Source organism: Halomonas lysinitropha (genome assembly GCF_902500215.1).
GTDB classification, from domain to species: Bacteria; Pseudomonadota; Gammaproteobacteria; order Pseudomonadales; family Halomonadaceae; genus Halomonas; species Halomonas lysinitropha.
Genome location: NZ_CABVOU010000036.1, coordinates 24971 through 41304, shown reverse-complemented (window position 1 = coordinate 41304; position 16334 = coordinate 24971). Strand labels below are relative to the sequence as shown.

Sequence of the window (16334 nt, the reverse complement as noted above, 5' to 3'; positions counted from 1 at the left end):
TAAGAGATGCTTTGCCGGTAGTCGACTATCCTCCATACTGTCTCCGAGACATCATCGATGGAGGAGAGCATGCCCGATACCGCGACCGGCAGGCGCCGAACACTGCTGAACGAGACCCGCTGCCAGACATGCAGTCTGAGTTCGCTTTGCCTGCCCCTCGCGCTCGAGGTTCAGGACATGGACCAGTTCGACGCCATCATCCGGCGTCGGGCGCCGCTCAAGAAGGGCGAGTCGCTGTTCCGCCAGGGCAGTCCCTTCACCTGCGTTTTCGCGGTACGCTCCGGCAGCCTGAAGCAGGTGACCACCGAGGGCAGCGGCGAGGACCAGCTGACCAACTTCTACCTGCCCAGCGAGCTGGTGGGACTGGACGGTATCGACGGGGAGCGCTATCCCGGCACGGTCATCGCCCTGGAGACCACCACGGTGTGCGAGATCCCCTTCGACCGCCTCGACACCCTCTCCGAGTCACTACCCGAACTTCGCGGGCAACTCTACCGCAGCATGAGCAAGGAGATGCGTGACGATCGCCGCATGATGCGTCTGCTCTCGCGCAAGACCGCTGACCAGCGCCTGGCCACCTTCTTCACCAGCCTCTCTGACCGCTTCCGCCGTCGCGGCTACTCCCCCTACAGCTTCCGACTCTCCATGTCCCGAGCCGACATCGGAAATTATCTGGGGCTTGCCGTGGAAACCGTCAGCCGGATTCTAGGGCGTTTCCAGTCGCAGGGGCTGGTGGCCGTCTCGGGTCGCGAAGTGAACATACTCGACCTGGATACGCTGATCGAGGTCGCCGAGGAAGAGGGCACGCACTAAAGCTGCAAGCTGCAAGCTGCAAGCTGCAAGCTGCAAGCCAGAGTCTGTCTGGCCTTCGGCCGAAAATGAAGAACCCCATCGTGCAAAAGCTCGATGGGGTTCCTTGTTTCTTGAGCCTTGCTGTTTGTGGCTGGATTACTCATTCAGGATATCGATGCGGTCGGCCTGCATCCGTGCCTGCTTCGCCTCGAGGCCGGCGAAATCGAAGAGCTCGCGGTCGGCCAACTGAGAGGGCGCCACCTTGGTGACCGCCTTGAACATGCTCTCGAGACGACCGGGATGTGTCTTCTCCCACTCGGCCAGCATCTCCTTGACCACCTGGCGCTGCAGGTTGGGCTGGGAACCGCAGAGGTTGCAGGGAATGATCGGGAAGTCCATCAGCCGGGCGAACTCGGCAATCTCCGCCTCCCTGCTGTAGGCCAGCGGCCGGATGACCATGTTCCTGCCATCGTCGGAAAGCAACTTGGGCGGCATCGCCTTCAGGCTGCCGCCGAAGAACATGTTGAGGAACAGCGTTTCGAGTATATCCTCGCGGTGGTGGCCCAGCGCCACCTTGGTGGCGCCGATCTCCTCGGCGAAGCCATAGAGCGAGCCCCGCCGAAGTCGCGAACAGAGGGCGCAGGTGGTCTTGCCTTCGGGGGTCTTCTCCTTGACGACCGAGTAGGTATCACGCTCGAGGATATGGTACTCGACGCCGATGGCCTCCAGGTAGGCTGGCAGTATGTGCTCCGGAAAGCCGGGCTGCTTCTGATCGAGATTCACCGCCACCAGCGAGAATGTCACCGGGGCATTGCGCTGCAGGTTGCGCAGAATCTCCAGCAGCGTATAGCTGTCCTTGCCCCCGGACAGACAGACCATCACCCGATCCCCTTCGTGGATCATCCCGTAATCGATGATCGCCTTGCCCACCTGGCGACGAAGGCGCTTCTGCAGCTTGTTGAACTCGCGCTTGCCTCTGGCGTCGAGACCCTCGCGGGTCGACGCGGGCTTACCAGCGGTCAGGCCTTCGGGGGCGGTGGTGTCGTCACGGGGATCGAACATAAGGGCGTCTTGCATGGTCTCGGGCGCTGCCTGGGCGGCTGGAAATGACGGACGCTATCCTAACACCCTCGCCATGGCCAGGCGAAGCGCACCCGATCAGCAGAACCGCGCCGCCAGCATGGGACCCCGCTTCAGTCGAAGGTGGATCAGGGCCGTGGTGACGGCATCGCCCAGGGCCGTGTGACGCCCCATGACCGGCACGCCCAGGCGCTCGGCCACCTGCTCGAAGCGCGGCCGGACATCCACCTCCGGATGGCTGAGACGTAGCTGGCGCCGATAGGCCTGTGCCACATCGATGCCGGCGTTGGGCAGCTCAAAGCCAAAGAGAGGACGCAGGTAGCGATTGAGCATCGCCAGATCGAAGTCCAGACGCCAGCCGACCAGCGGGCGATTGCCGATGAAGTCCAGGAGTCGTGCCAGCGCTTCCTCGACGTCCGCCCCATCGGCCAGGTCAATGCCACGCAGGCCGTGGATGCGGATCGAGTCGCCGGAGAGACTCGCCGGCCTCGCCAGGCGCAGATAGAGCGAATCGCTGGTCAGGACGCGGTCACCACGAATCCGCACCGCCGCCACCGAGACCAGTTCGGCGCGGCGGGTATTGAGGCCGGTAGCCTCGCACTTGATCGCAATCATCTCGTCCCCGGTGTAAGGGGAGAAGAGCCAGCCATAGTCACCGTGAGCCTGTCGTCGGCGATCGGCGGCGCGCCGCAGTGCCTTGAGCATGAATAAACTCCTGTTGTTGTCGCTCCCTGGCCACCTCGTGTCTCAGGAATACTCGAGGTGAAAGCGGTGCGACAGCCGCTGCTTGAAGTCCTTGACGATATGCAGCGCCTCACGCAGCAGGTCCCGCTCCAGCGATGAGAGCTCCTGGACGACCACCCGATCGGGCTCCTCGCCACGCCCTTGTGAGCCGTCGAGGCGTTCGAGCTGCTGGCGCAGTCGTAACTCGGTGAACAGCGAGAGCGCCTCCCCCAGATCCTCGGCGAAACGCTCTTCCAGACGACCATCGGCCACCAGCGCCTCGAGCCTCTCCAGAGTGGAGGTCGCGGTGATGCGACGCTCCAGTGCCAGGGTGCGCACCCCGTGAACGATGGGAAAGATTCCCCCCTTCTTGATATCGACGCCGTGCTGCGGCTTCTTGAGCGACCCGAAAAGGGTCAACGGCGTGGAGAAGCGCAACGCCGTACGCGCGAAGTAGGAGAGCAGGATCTCGTCACGGCTGCAGCGCTCGAAAAGCTCCTCGCGCAGCCGCTCGAGCAGGGCTGGATTGCCGGCCACGGCGTGGGAATCGAGCATGATGGCCAGCCGCATCAGGCTATCGCCATCACGACTCCCCGCCCACTGCGCGATGCGCCCGCGCCATTGGGTCTCGGTGCCGACCCACTCCGGGTTGGAGACCATGATGTCGCCCGGACAGGGGGGATAGCCCAGCTCGATCAACGTCTCGGTGAGACGCTGCATTTGCTCGTGGCAGTCGGGCCATTCCAGATCGTCGGCGAGTATCAGGCCATTGTCCTGGTCGGTCTTGAGAATCTGCTCGCCACGCCCTTCACTGCCCATCACGATCAGGCAGCTATCGGCGTGGTAGCGCTCATCGATCAGAAAGCCCCAGGCCTTGTTCATGATGCGCCCATTGAGGGCCGCCAGCAGCCCCATGGCGAAACGCAGCTTGACACCCTGGGCCATCAGGGCCTGCACCAGCTCCGGCGTCCGGCGGCTGGCGGCGGCCAGCGCCTCGAGGCTGTTGGCCTGCTCCACCTGCAGGCTGACCACGTAGCTGCGGCTGGAGAAATAGCTGAGCACGTCGGTCAACTCCACTACCCCTACCGGCGCGCCATCTTCCATCACCACCACCCGCTCCACCTTGAAGCGGGTCATCTGGACCAGCACCTCGAACAGGTACTGGCCCGGCGTCGCCGTGATCAGCTCAAAATGGGCAACCGCCTGCACCGGCCTATCCTGGGCCAATTCCTCGAGCACCAGGGCATTGAGCAGATCGGTCTTGGTGACCATGCCCGGTCCGGCCTCGCCCTTCACCAACAGGCTGTCGGCATGACTGTCGTTCAGAGTATGGACCGCCTGAGAAATGCTGGTCGTATCTTCGACGAGCAGTGGATCGCGCATGCATTCGCTGACCCGAGCGAGCATGAAACCGGCCATGGTCACCCCACCCTCGGCGCGGTGTTCGGTGAGCAGCCGTGTCTTCTGAGCCAAGCGCTGGCGGAAGAATTCCGAGAAGGCCGGATACGCCTCGCAGAGCTGCTTGAACAACCCCTTGGGCAACAGGTAGCAGAGACTCTCCTGCTCGGCCCGGAAGCGATAGCGGCTCTTGCCGTTGAGGATACTGATGGCCCCGAAGAGGTCACCGGCGGTGTAATGGCCGATGCGTGACTGGGCGCCGGGCAGGGTCGGGTCCAACTCGGCGACCTCGCCCTTGTGGATCAGGAAAACGTACTCGCCGGGCTGGCCGGCATCGAGGATGATCTCGTCACGATCGAAATAGGCCAGATCGATGCCGCTACGAACGCGCTCCCGTCCTTCCTCGTCGAGCAAGGTGAAAGGGGGCTGTGAAAGTTCTACATCGACCATGGGATTGTCCTCGTAGCGCTGCGGTCATCACACCACTGGCTTGGTTGCGCTTCGCCTCCAGAGATGATCCAAGATAGCAAAGTCGGGTTTCCGTGAATAACCTAGACAATCGTCCTATCCTGGCGGCCTTAGACCATCGTCAAAGATCATCAGGAACCAAGGTTTAACTGCTATGGAATTTGAGGCTATACCATCGTCCTATGCGCGCTTCCTTGGCATCGAAACATTACTCACAAGATAAGTTTAGGTTACTGATAAAAAAGAGTTTTTTTGGAAGACCTTCCATCGGTATCTTTTCATGATACGAAAGTCTGGGATTTATTTTAGGCGTTTGCTGCCCACTATTGGCGGTGAGCCATGCAGGACAATCCCGCGTCGATAGTGCACTTCGACTAGGAGCGGGCAACCTGATGACAGGCTGAACCAGCCTGCGCAGGCCAAGGCTGGCTCCGCCGACACGACTGTCCTGATGAGTAACCTCAACGCTCTGGGCAACTTCCCAATCTGAACAACTAGTGGAGAGCAACACTATGGCAGACGACAAAGCCAATGCCGCTGCTTACTGGAAGGCCAACGTACGCCTGATCACGGGGTGCCTGATCGTCTGGGCCCTGGTCTCCTACGGCTTCGCCATCCTTCTTCGCCCGCTGCTGGCCGGCATTCCCGTGGGTGGAACGGACCTGGGGTTCTGGTTCGCCCAGCAGGGTTCGATCCTCACCTTCATCGGCATCATCTTCTTCTACGCCTGGAAGATGAACCGGCTCGATAAACAGTTCGGACTCGGGGAGTAAGCCAGCATGAGTCAGTTTGCAATCAACCTGCTGTTCGTAGGGGCCTCCTTCGCCCTCTACATCGGCATCGCGATCTGGGCCCGCGCGGGCTCGACCAAGGACTTCTACGTCGCCGGCGGTGGCGTGCATCCGATCACCAACGGCATGGCCACCGCCGCCGACTGGATGTCCGCGGCTTCCTTCATCTCCATGGCCGGCCTGCTGGCCTCCGGGGGCTATGCCAACTCCAGCTTCCTGATGGGCTGGACCGGTGGCTATGTCATCCTGGCCATGCTGCTGGCGCCTTACCTGCGCAAGTTCGGCAAGTTCACGGTACCCGACTTCATCGGTGACCGCTTCTACAGCAACACCGCTCGCCTGGTCGCCGTGATCTGCCTGGTGGTCGCCTCGATCACCTACGTCATCGGCCAGATGACCGGTGCCGGCGTAGCCTTCTCCCGCTTCCTGGAAGTCTCCAACACCTGGGGCATCTGGATCGCGGCCGCCATCGTGTTCCTGTATGCGGTCTTCGGCGGCATGAAGGGCATCACCTACACCCAGGTGGCCCAGTACATCGTGCTGATCATCGCCTACACCATTCCGGCGGTGTTCATCGCGATGCAGCTGACCGGCAACCCCATTCCCATGTTCGGCATGTTCAGCACTCACTCCGAATCCGGTGTGCCGCTGCTGGTCAAGCTCAATGAAGTGCTGAACGAGCTGGGCTTCCGGGACTACACCGCCGACGTCAGCAACAAGCTCAACATGGTGCTCTTCACCCTGTCGCTGATGGTGGGTACCGCGGGCCTGCCCCACGTCATCATCCGCTTCTTCACGGTTCCCAAGGTGGCGGATGCACGCTGGTCGGCCGGCTGGGCCCTGGTGTTCATCGCGCTGCTGTACCTGACCGCGCCTGCGGTGGCTTCCATGGCACGCCTGAACCTGATGACCACGGTCTATCCCGAGGCGGCCGGCCAGGTGGAAAGCTATGAAGACGCCATGACCAACCCGCTGGCCTACGAGCAGCGCCCAGAGTGGATCAGGACCTGGGAAGAGACCGGCCTGATCACCTACACCGACAGAAACGACGACGGGCGCATTCAGCTCTACAACGACGGCAATGAAGACTTCGCCGAGACCGCTGCAGAGCGTGGCTGGGAAGGCAGCGAACTGGAGGTCAACAACGACATCCTGGTACTGGCCAACCCGGAGATCGCCAACCTGCCGGGCTGGGTCATCGGCCTGATCGCCGCGGGTGGTATCGCGGCTGCCCTGTCCACGGCGGCGGGCCTGCTACTGGCCATCTCCTCGGCCATCAGCCATGACCTGATCAAGACCATGATCAACCCGAAGATCACGGAGAAGGGCGAGATGCTGGCGGCGCGGATCTCCATGGCGGGTGCCATCCTGCTGGCGACCTACCTGGGCCTGAATCCCCCGGGCTTCGCGGCGCAGACGGTGGCCCTGGCCTTCGGTATCGCCGGCGCCTCGCTGTTCCCGGCGCTGATGATGGGCATCTTCTCCAAGCGGGTGAACAACAAGGGCGCGGTTGCCGGCATGCTGACTGGCCTGCTGCTGACCCTGCTGTACATCTTCACCTACCTGGGCTGGCTGTTCATTCCGGGCACCAACATGTTGCCCAATACGCCGGATAACTGGATCCTGGGCGTCTCGCCGCTCTCCTTCGGTGCGGTCGGTGCGATCTTCAACTTTGCCGTGGCCTTCCTCGTCTCCAACGCAACCGAGGAACCTCCGCAGGAGATCCAGGACCTGGTGGAAAGCGTGCGCTATCCCAAGGGTGCTGGTGTCGCAACCGGGCACTAAGCCATAATGGCTACCTGGCCCGGCTAGCCGGGCCAGTCAAACCACTACCGATCGGGCTTCCTCAGGGAAGCCCGATCGCTTTAAGGACGCATGATTCATGATATGGCACCTGATAGCAGCGGTCTTCGCCGGTCTCGGCGCCGCCGGAATCGGCCTGATCCTGCGGCTGGCCAGTGGCAAGCGACTGCCGCGCTGGTTTATCCCGGCATGTGGCGGCCTGGGAATGCTCGGCTACCAGATCCACACCGAATACACCTGGCTCGAGCACAAGCAGCAACAGCTGCCCGAATCGGCAGAAGTCATTTCCGTGGAGGAAGGCCAGATGTTCTTTCGTCCATGGACCTTCGCCTTTCCCATGACCACGGCCTTCACCATCGTGGACCTGGACAATCTTTCAGTGAGCCAGGGAGATGACGGCCGTCTGGTCGAGTTCATTCTCTATCGCTTCGAGAAGGAGTATGTGGACCAGGTCAACCACCAGGCCTACCTGATGAACTGTGCAACCCGGGAAATGCTGCCCCTGGAAGGCGAATCGCGGACACCCCGCACTGAACAGATGCGCCGGGTCGAGGCCTCCAGCCAGCTCTACCGCGCTATCTGCAAGGAAGGCTGACGCTCGATCCTTCAACACTTGATCCTTCAACAACGGCTGTCCCGCGGCCGGCCATGCCCTAGAATGGGCGAATCCGGAAGGGAGAAGAGTGCATGTTCGCTGGCTGGCTGCTGATTGCCGTTTCACTGCTGTATATCAGCGTGCTGTTCGCCATCGCCTGGCGGGGCGATCGTCATGCCCGGGAACATGGAGCAAGCCGGCGACGTCCGGTGATCTACAGCCTGGCGCTGGCCATCTACTGCACCTCCTGGACCTTCCATGGCGCCGTGGGTCAGGCGGCCACCGCGGGCTGGTCCTTCGCCAGCATCTTCGTCGGCCCCATCCTCACCCTGCTGCTGTTCTGGCCGGTGCTGGCCAAGATGATTCGCGTCGCCAAGCATCAGAACGTCACCTCCATCGCCGACTTCATCGCCTCGCGCTACGGCAAGACCCAGTCGCTGGCCGCCTTTGCCAGTCTGGTGGCGCTGATCGGCACCCTGCCCTACATCGCGCTGCAGCTGAAGGCAGTATCCACCTCCTTCAGCGTGATCACCGATGCCGGCGACATCACCCGGGCGCCGCTGTTCGGTGACACGGCTTTCTACGTGGCGGTGGTAATGGCCGCTTTCGCCATTCTCTTCGGTACCCGCCATACCGATGCCACCGAGCACCACGAGGGCCTGATTCATGCCGTGGCCTTCGAGTCGCTGGTCAAGCTTGTCGCCTTCCTGGCACTCGGGGCCTACGTCACCTGGGGCATGTTCGATGGCCTGGGCGACCTGCTGGGCCATGCCGAGACCCAGCTAGGCCTTCAGCGTCAACTGGCCGATCAGGACTTCGGCCAGAGTTTCTGGGCGCAGACCCTGCTGGCCATGCTGGCCATTCTCTGTCTGCCCCGCCAGTTCCACGTGGCCGTGGTGGAGAACATCCACCGTGATGATGCCACCAAGGCCCGCTGGCTCTTCCCGATCTACTTGCTGGCCTTCGCCTTCTTCGTGATCCCCATCGCGGCGGCCGGCCTGACCATCTTCGCCGACAGCGGCATCGAGCCGGACACCTACGTGCTGGCCCTGCCCATGGCCGCAGGCAACGAATGGCTGACGCTGCTGACCTTCATCGGCGGCTTCTCGGCGGCCACCGGAATGGTCATCGTTGCCGCGGTGGCGGTCTCGATCATGATCTCCAACGAGATCGTCATCCCCGCCCTGTTCCGACTACGCTGGTTCGATACCAAGCCGCGCGACTATGGCCAACTGGTGCTGCGGGCGCGGCGCGTCACGATTGCCGTGATCCTGGCCATGGCCTACGGCTTCTACCAGCTGATCGGCGAGTTCAGTTCCCTGGCCAACACCGGCATGCTCTCCTTCGCCGCCGCGGCCCAGTTCGCCCCGGCACTGATCGGCGGCCTCTACTGGAAGCGGGGCAACCGCCTCGGCGTGATCGTCGGCATGAATGCCGGCTTTGCCATCTGGGCCTACAGCCTGCTGATGCCCACTTTGATCGGTGCCGGCGTACTGCCGGGGAGCTGGCTCGATGGCGGCCCGCTGAATGTTGCCTGGCTGACCCCCACCTCACTGTTCGGTCTCAACGTCGGCGACAGCTTCACCCATGGCGTGATGCTCTCGCTGGGGGTGAACCTGTTCTGCTATATCTTCGTCTCCCAGGTTACCGCCCAGCGCGTCGTCGAGCGCATCCAGGCCTCGCTGTTCGTCGACAGCGTCGAGACCCGCCAGACCTCGGTGAACCGCCCCTGGACCGGTGCCACTACCGTGGGCGACCTCAAGGTGCTCTGCGAGCGCTTCCTGGGCGCCAACCAGGTGAACCGCGCCTTCGAGGATTATTCCCGGCGCACCGGCACCCCCCTGGAGGACAACACCCGGGCTTCCATCGACGTCATCCAGTTCACCGAGCGCTTCCTGGCCTCGGTACTCGGCGCCTCCTCGGCCCGGATCGTCGTCAACTCGGCCCTCCAGGGACGCGGCATCGGCATCTCGGACGTGATTTCCATCGTCGACGAGGCCTCCCAGGTGCTGGAGTTCAACCGCGCCCTGCTTCAGGCCACCATCGAGAACATCAGCCAGGGCATCAGCGTGGTCGACCAGAACCTGCGGCTGGTGGTGTGGAACCAGCGCTACCTGGAGCTGTTCCGCTTCCCCGACCACCTGATCCGCGTCGGCGCCCCGATGGACAAGATCTTCCGCTACAACGCTCACAACGGCGAATACGGCCCCGGCGATCCCGAGGAGCACGTACGACTGCTGATCGACAACATCCGCGAGGGCCATCCCCACCGCTACGTGCGCTACCGCCAGGACGGCAGCGTACTGGAGGTGCAGGGCAATCCCATGCCCGGCGGCGGCTTCGTCTACACCTACCAGGACATCACCCAGCAGAAGCGCATCGAGGAAGCGCTGATCCGCTCCGAGAACAACATCCGCATCTATACCGACAACGTACCGGCGCTGATCGCCTATTTCGACAAGGAGTGCCGCTACCTCTTCACCAACCGCGCCTACGAGCAAGCCTTCGGCATCGACCGCAACGCGGTGATCGGCAAGCGCGTGGAAGAAGTGATGGACCCCCGCATGGCCCGCGAGCGGACGCCGTGGATCGAGCGCGCCCTGGCCGGTGAGCGGGTCAACTTCGAGGTCTCGTTACCCCTCGGCGACGAACGGCGCTATATGCTGGTCACCTATACCCCGCATTTCGGCGACAGCGGGTCGATACTCGGCTTCTTCGCCCTCTACCAGGACATCACCGAGCGACGCCTGGCCGAGATTGCCCTCAAGGAAACCAACGAGACGCTGGAAGAGCGGGTGCGCGAGCGCACTCAGGCCCTCTCCGAGGCCAACGCCGCCCTGCGCCAGGAGAACCGGGTGCGCGCCGAGGCCGAACTCGCCCTGCGCCAGGCCAAGCAGCTGGCCGAGGATGCCAATGCCTCCAAGACACGCTTCCTGGCCGCCGCCAGCCACGATCTCCTGCAGCCGCTCAATGCCGCGAGATTGTTCACCTCGGCCCTCGCCCAAGAGATGGCGGCGGAGGACATGAAGCGCACCATCGGCCATATCGACAACTCGCTACAGGCCGCCGAGGAGCTGCTGAGCACCCTGCTCGACATTTCAAAGCTGGATGCCGGCGCCCTCACCCCGCGACGCAGCCACTTCGCCCTCGCGGATATCATCCGCCCGCTGCGCGCCGAGTTCCAAGTGATGGCCGAGGAGCGCGGCCTGGACCTGGTGGTGGTGTCGACCCGCCAGTGGGTCGACAGCGATCCCCAGATGCTGCGCCGGATCATCCAGAACTTCCTCTCCAACGCCATCCGCTACACTCAGGCCGGTCGGGTTCTGCTGGGCTGCCGACGCCATGGCGAACGCATCACCATCGAAGTCTGGGACTCGGGCCCGGGGATCCCCGAAGCCAAGCAGCTCGAGATCTTTCAGGAATTCCGGCGCCTCGATCAGGCCACGCGTCACAAGGAGAGCGAGAAGGGCCTGGGCCTCGGGCTGTCCATCGCCGACCGCATGGCCCGGGTGCTGGATCATCCCATCCGGGTACGCTCGAAGGAGGGGTTCGGCACCATGTTCTCCGTCAGCGTGCCGGTGGTCGCGCCTCGCACCGCGACACAGCAGGCCGAGGAGGCCTCGCCGAAACGCGCCGGTAACAAGCTCGCCGACACCCGCATCCTCTGTATCGACAACGAGTCGCTGATCCTCGAAGGCATGAAGGCGATGCTCTCGGGCTGGGGCTGCGAGGTATTCACGGCTACCACCATCGGCGGAGCCAAGTCGGTGATGCGCCACCTGGACGGCGCTCCGGACGCGATACTCGCAGACTACCACCTGGACAACGAAGTCACCGGACTGATGGCCCTCGAGGCACTCGGCGAACGGCTGGAGGGTGCGGTGCCCGGCATCGTCATCACCGCCGACCGCACCGAGGAGGTGGCCGAGGAGGTCAAGCGCGCCGGCTATCAGCTGCTGCTCAAGCCGGTGCGCCCCGCCGCCCTGCGCGCCCTGCTCACCCGCACCCTGCAGGCCAGCCGCGCGGCTCAGTAGCACCGGTATGACAGAACGAGGCTGGGCGACTCGGGGCTGATCTGGCGGCAACCCTGCGAGGAGGCGCTGTGAATACTTCCTTGTACGCTACCGGCGCCATCCCTGGCGCAGGACCTCCTCTGCGGCTTGCCCCCAGCGCCCCTCGTCGCGCCGCCGCCTTGCTACCTCGCTTCCGCACAGCCGTTAACGCAAGAAACCCACCAGACGGTGGGTTTCTGCATTTCCTTGAAGCTTGTGCCTTGGCGCTTGTAGCTCGGCGCTACGACTCCACCTTCGGCGGCTCGACCTCGAGCTTCTGGGCGGCGATCACCGCCTGAGTGCGGGAGTGCACGCCGAGCTTGCGCAGGATGGCGGTGACATGCGCCTTGATGGTGGCCTCGGAGACGCTTAGTTCATAGGCGATCTGCTTGTTGAGCAGCCCCTCGGTAAGCATGTTGAGCACCCGGAACTGCTGAGGCGTCAGCGAGGCGATGGCCTCGGCAAACTTCGTCTCCTCCTCGTTGGACTCGCCCATCGCCTCGGCCATCTCGGCCGGCAGCCAGACCTCGCCATCGAGGATCTCGCCCACCGCCTCGGCGATCAGCGCCAGCGAAGAAGACTTGGGAATGAAGCCCGAAGCCCCGTAGTCGATGGCGCGGCGCACCACATAGACCTCATCGCTGCCGGAGACCACTGCGACCGGGATATCCGGCGTCTGGCCACGTAGCTGAATCAGGCCGGAGAAGCCGTGGGCACCTGGCATGTGCAGATCCAGCAGAATCAGGTCAGCATCGGGATGTCGGGTGACTACCTCGGTGGTCGCTTCCATCGTATCGGATTCGACGATCTCGGCCTGGGGGGCGAGCTGACGCAGCGCCTGGGTCAGAGCCGCACGGAACAGCGGATGGTCATCGGCAACGATGAATTTCTGGGCAAAGGCCATGGATCTTCCTCCGGTTCCTCGAGCAGCGGACCGAGGCCGCCACGCTGGGCTCTACAAATTGTCGACTGTATGGTACCCCATGGCCAAGGCGATTCCCAAGGGCTCTCGAGTATCGTCGACACTGCGTCTGCCATGGATGAAAAAGCCGACCCCTCGAGGGTCGGCTTTCGACGTGCCATGAAGCGACGCGACAGGCGATGGTCGCCTGCCATGGAGGGCCAGCGCCCTCAGCGGTTGGCGCGATGCTCGATCAGCTCATCGACCACCGACGGATCCGCCAGGGTGCTGGTATCGCCCAGGCCATCAACCTCGTTGGCGGCGATCTTGCGCAGGATGCGGCGCATGATCTTGCCCGAGCGGGTCTTGGGCAGACCCTGCGCCCACTGGATGACATCAGGCGAGGCGATGGGGCCGATGTCCTTGCGCACCCACTGAGTCAGCTCCTTCTTGAGCTCGTCACTCTCTTCGAAGCCATCCGCCAGGGTCACATAGATATAGATGCCCTGCCCCTTGATGTCGTGGGGGAAGCCGACCACGGCCGCCTCGGCCACGGCTTCGTGAGCCACCAGGGAGGATTCGATCTCCGCGGTGCCCATGCGGTGGCCGGAGACGTTGAGCACGTCATCGACACGACCGGTGATCCAGTAGTAGCCGTCTTCGTCACGACGGCAGCCGTCACCGGTGAAATACACGCCCTTGAACGCCGAGAAGTAGGTCTGAACGAAGCGGTCGTGGTCGCCCCAGATGGAGCGCGCCTGGCCCGGCCAGGAATCCAGGATCACCAGGTTACCCTCGGTGGCCCCCTTGAGCTCGTTGCCCTCGTTATCGACCAGCGCAGGCACAACGCCGAAGAACGGCAGGGTGGCGGAACCCGGCTTGAGATCGATGGCGCCGGGCAGCGGCGCGATCATGATGCCGCCGGTCTCGGTCTGCCACCAGGTATCGACGATGGGGCACTTCCCGTTGCCGATCACCTGATGGAACCACTCCCACGCCTGAGGGTTGATAGGTTCGCCCACCGAACCGAGCACGCGCAGACTGTCGCGCTTGCTGGAATCCATGACGTCGTCGCCATGGGCCATCAGCGCGCGCACCGCGGTAGGCGCGGTATACAGGATGTTGACATTATGCTTGTCGACGATCTCGCCCATGCGGCCATGGGTCGGATAGCTGGGCACGCCCTCGAACATCAGGGTGGTGCCGCCGTTGGCCAGCGGGCCATAGACGATATAGCTGTGGCCGGTGACCCAGCCCACGTCGGCAGTGCACCAGTAGACTTCGCCGTCCTGATAGTCGAAGACATACTGGTGGGTCAAGGCGGCATGCAGCAGATAGCCACCGGTGGTGTGCTTCAAGCCCTTGGGCGCCCCGGTCGAACCGGAGGTGTAGAGAATGAACAGCGGATCCTCGGCCCCCATCTCCTCGGCCGGGCAATCGGTGGACTGCTTGGCGACGATATCGTCGTACCAGACGTCGCGCCCCTCCTTCCAGTCGATCTCACCACCGGTACGCTTGACCACCAGCACCTTCTCGCAGACCTCGGTACCGTCGCGGGTCAGGGCGGCATCGACGTTGTCCTTGAGCGGCACCTGCTTACCGCCGCGCACGGACTCGTCGGCGGTGATGATCAACTTGGAATTGGCTCCGATCACGCGCTGGGCCACGGCATCCGGGGAGAAGCCGCCGAACACGACCGAGTGCACGGCACCGATGCGGGCACAGGCCAGCATCGCCATGGCGGCCTCGGGAATCATCGGCATGTAGAGCGTGACGACGTCACCCTTGCCGACACCCAGCTCCTTGAGGCCGTTGGCCATCTGGCATGTCTGCTCGTAGAGCTCGCGATAGCTGAGCGTCTTGTCATCCTTGGGATCGTCACCTTCCCAGATGATCGCCGGCTGGTCGCCGCGCGTCTCGAGATGGCGATCGAGGCAGTTGACGCTGGCATTGAGGGTACCATCCTCGAACCAGCGGATATCCACGTTGTGCGAGTCGAAGGAGGTATGCTTGATCTTGGTCGGCGCCTTCATCCAGTCGAGGCGCTTGGCCTGCTCACCCCAGAAACCCTTGGGGTCATCAACCGACTGCTGGTACATGGCCTCATAGGTGGCCTTGTCGGCGTGGGCCTTGGCGGCAAACTCTTCGCTTACGGGATGGACTTTCTGGTGTTCGGTCATGGATATGCCTCTGTCCAGGGGTGGGGACACCCTCCAGGTGGATGTTGCCGACACGTTGCTCTTGGACGCGCCGGCCCCATAAAGCCAAATAACAGCATATACGTCAGGAAGCGGCCTTCCCTTTAGACATTGGTAGAAACATTTTTCCTATAATTCACAATGACTTACAAGGGAATTCAGGAAGCGGAACAGCCGAGATAGACCAAGGTCTGAGCACAGTGCCGGCACCGGTACCCTTGCCCCCGCCGTGCCAGGCGGTGCCGCCGGGCAGAAAATCCGTGTTCTCGGCAACCACAGCGATAGCGATACGGCGTGGGACTGGCTCGCTGGGTATCGAAACGATGAGTGGTCCGGGGCTCCACGCCGAAAAGGCGACGCATCACGGTCTGCCATTCGTGGCCATGGGGCCGCGCCCGGTGGCCGTCCTCCAGATGATGCACCAGCCAGTGGGCCATCTCATGAGGCACCACCTCGACCAGGAAGGCGAGGCGATTCTCCTCCAGGAGCAACGGATTGAAGCGCAGCCCGCCGCGCCCGAAGTGCGCCTGGCCGGCACACTTGCCGCGCAGGTCCAGCCATACTGCAGGACGCGGCAGCCCCGGGTGCAACTCGCGACATAGCCGGAAAGCCGATTCGACCCGTTGGCTGACGGAACGGTGGAGGGCCGGCCGGTCGAGGGTCTCGAGCCAGGCGGTGTCGGGGGCGGGAAGCGCGGGTATCGTCATGGGATGATAGAATGGCGACTTCGCGTCGAGGCGTAAAGCCTTCCCCCCTGCCCACGTTTTCCCTGCGAGAGCCGTCATGTCCGATGCCGAAGCGCCCATCCCGCAGCCGCTCCTCGAAGACGAGGAGCTCGACCTGCTTGACGACTTCCTTGATTCCGAACGGGTCGACGCCGACGCCCTGGACCTGATCGGCGCCCACGGCTTCCTCATGGCCCTGGCCGTGGCCCCGCGCGACCTGCCGGCGGCGGCCTGGGTCGCCGAACTGTTCCATGGCGAACCGGCCTTCGCGGACGACGCCGAGCGCGAGATGATCCTGGGGTTATTCGAGCGCCTCAGGTGCAACGCCATCGAGATACTGGAAGCGGGCGGCCTACCGGAACTCCCCTTCGAGCTCGAACTGGACGACAGCGCCCCCGAGGAGACGCCAATCGGCGACTGGTGCGCTGGCTTCATGGAAGGGGTCTTCCTCGATGAAGCCGCCTGGTTCACCGATGACGAAGAGGCCGCCGCTACCCTGCTGCTGCCCTTCATGCTGCTTTCCGGGCTATTCAATGATGAGCCTGACATGGCGGAGCTGGCCGGCGATACGACACGACTCGAGGGCCTCGTCACTCAGCTGCCGGAGCTGGTACTGGACCTCTACCTGCACTATCGCGTCCCCCCGGAGACGCCAAAGCCCAAGCCACGTCGCAAGCAGCCTGCCGGGCGCGGCAAGGGCCGGCGATAGGCGGCCAAGAGGCCAAGAGGCCAAGAGGCCAAGAGGCCAAGCGAAGCGAGTCACAAGGAGACAAGGGATCAAGGCTGATCCCTTCCTTGCAGCTTGCAG

12 protein-coding genes are annotated in these 16334 nt (G+C 63.3%); 6 read left to right on the top strand and 6 right to left on the bottom strand.

Annotated features, from left to right (window positions below; translation table 11 throughout):
- The first annotated feature begins 69 nt into the window (after positions 1-69).
- Positions 70-813: a fumarate/nitrate reduction transcriptional regulator Fnr gene (gene fnr, locus HALO32_RS10695; protein WP_151443866.1), complete on the top strand. Its 744-nt coding sequence runs from the start codon at positions 70-72 to the stop codon at positions 811-813.
- A gap of 135 nt (positions 814-948) precedes the next feature.
- Here fnr and ttcA read toward each other — a convergent pair whose 3' ends face one another.
- The 3 genes from ttcA to HALO32_RS10680 all read right to left on the bottom strand — a co-directional run bounded on the left by ttcA (position 949) and on the right by HALO32_RS10680 (position 4443).
- Positions 949-1869, bottom strand: a complete 921-nt coding sequence (gene ttcA / locus HALO32_RS10690; RefSeq protein ID WP_151443865.1) for a tRNA 2-thiocytidine(32) synthetase TtcA — start codon at positions 1867-1869, stop codon at positions 949-951.
- 81 nt (positions 1870-1950) lie between these two features.
- On the bottom strand, positions 1951-2577 hold the full coding sequence (locus HALO32_RS10685) for a 3'-5' exonuclease (protein WP_151443864.1): 627 nt from the start codon (positions 2575-2577) through the stop codon (positions 1951-1953).
- Between the two features lie 42 nt (positions 2578-2619).
- On the bottom strand, positions 2620-4443 hold the full coding sequence (locus HALO32_RS10680) for a putative nucleotidyltransferase substrate binding domain-containing protein (protein ID WP_151443863.1): 1824 nt from the start codon (positions 4441-4443) through the stop codon (positions 2620-2622).
- Positions 4444-4973: 530 nt separating this feature from the next.
- On the opposite strand from HALO32_RS10680, the gene HALO32_RS10675 reads away from it, so the two are divergent.
- The 4 genes from HALO32_RS10675 (at position 4974) to HALO32_RS10660 (ending at position 11684) form a co-directional block, all read left to right on the top strand.
- Positions 4974-5234 carry a DUF4212 domain-containing protein gene (locus HALO32_RS10675; protein WP_040185430.1) on the top strand — a complete coding sequence of 87 codons (261 nt, stop codon included), beginning with the start codon at positions 4974-4976 and terminating at the stop codon, positions 5232-5234.
- Between the two features lie 6 nt (positions 5235-5240).
- Positions 5241-7037, top strand: coding sequence for a sodium:solute symporter family protein (locus tag HALO32_RS10670; RefSeq protein WP_151443862.1), 1797 nt, complete (start codon positions 5241-5243; stop codon positions 7035-7037).
- A gap of 97 nt (positions 7038-7134) precedes the next feature.
- Positions 7135-7650, top strand: coding sequence for a hypothetical protein (locus HALO32_RS10665; protein ID WP_151443861.1), 516 nt, complete (start codon positions 7135-7137; stop codon positions 7648-7650).
- 92 nt (positions 7651-7742) lie between these two features.
- Positions 7743-11684 carry a hybrid sensor histidine kinase/response regulator gene (locus HALO32_RS10660; protein ID WP_151443860.1) on the top strand — a complete coding sequence of 1314 codons (3942 nt, stop codon included), beginning with the start codon at positions 7743-7745 and terminating at the stop codon, positions 11682-11684.
- A 259-nt stretch (positions 11685-11943) separates the two neighbouring features.
- Here HALO32_RS10660 and HALO32_RS10655 read toward each other — a convergent pair whose 3' ends face one another.
- The 3 genes from HALO32_RS10655 to HALO32_RS10645 form a co-directional block, all read right to left on the bottom strand.
- Positions 11944-12606 carry a LuxR C-terminal-related transcriptional regulator gene (locus HALO32_RS10655; RefSeq protein WP_151443859.1) on the bottom strand — a complete coding sequence of 221 codons (663 nt, stop codon included), beginning with the start codon at positions 12604-12606 and terminating at the stop codon, positions 11944-11946.
- A gap of 227 nt (positions 12607-12833) precedes the next feature.
- Positions 12834-14783, bottom strand: a complete 1950-nt coding sequence (gene acs, locus HALO32_RS10650; protein WP_151443858.1) for an acetate--CoA ligase — start codon at positions 14781-14783, stop codon at positions 12834-12836.
- Positions 14784-14959: 176 nt separating this feature from the next.
- A complete protein-coding gene (locus HALO32_RS10645; protein ID WP_151443857.1) occupies positions 14960-15508 on the bottom strand; it encodes a SprT family zinc-dependent metalloprotease in 549 nt (182 codons plus the stop codon).
- A 76-nt stretch (positions 15509-15584) separates the two neighbouring features.
- Between HALO32_RS10645 and HALO32_RS10640 the strand changes: the two genes are divergently transcribed.
- A complete protein-coding gene (locus tag HALO32_RS10640) occupies positions 15585-16235 on the top strand; it encodes a YecA/YgfB family protein (protein WP_151443856.1) in 651 nt (216 codons plus the stop codon).
- Positions 16236-16334: the final 99 nt, after the last annotated feature.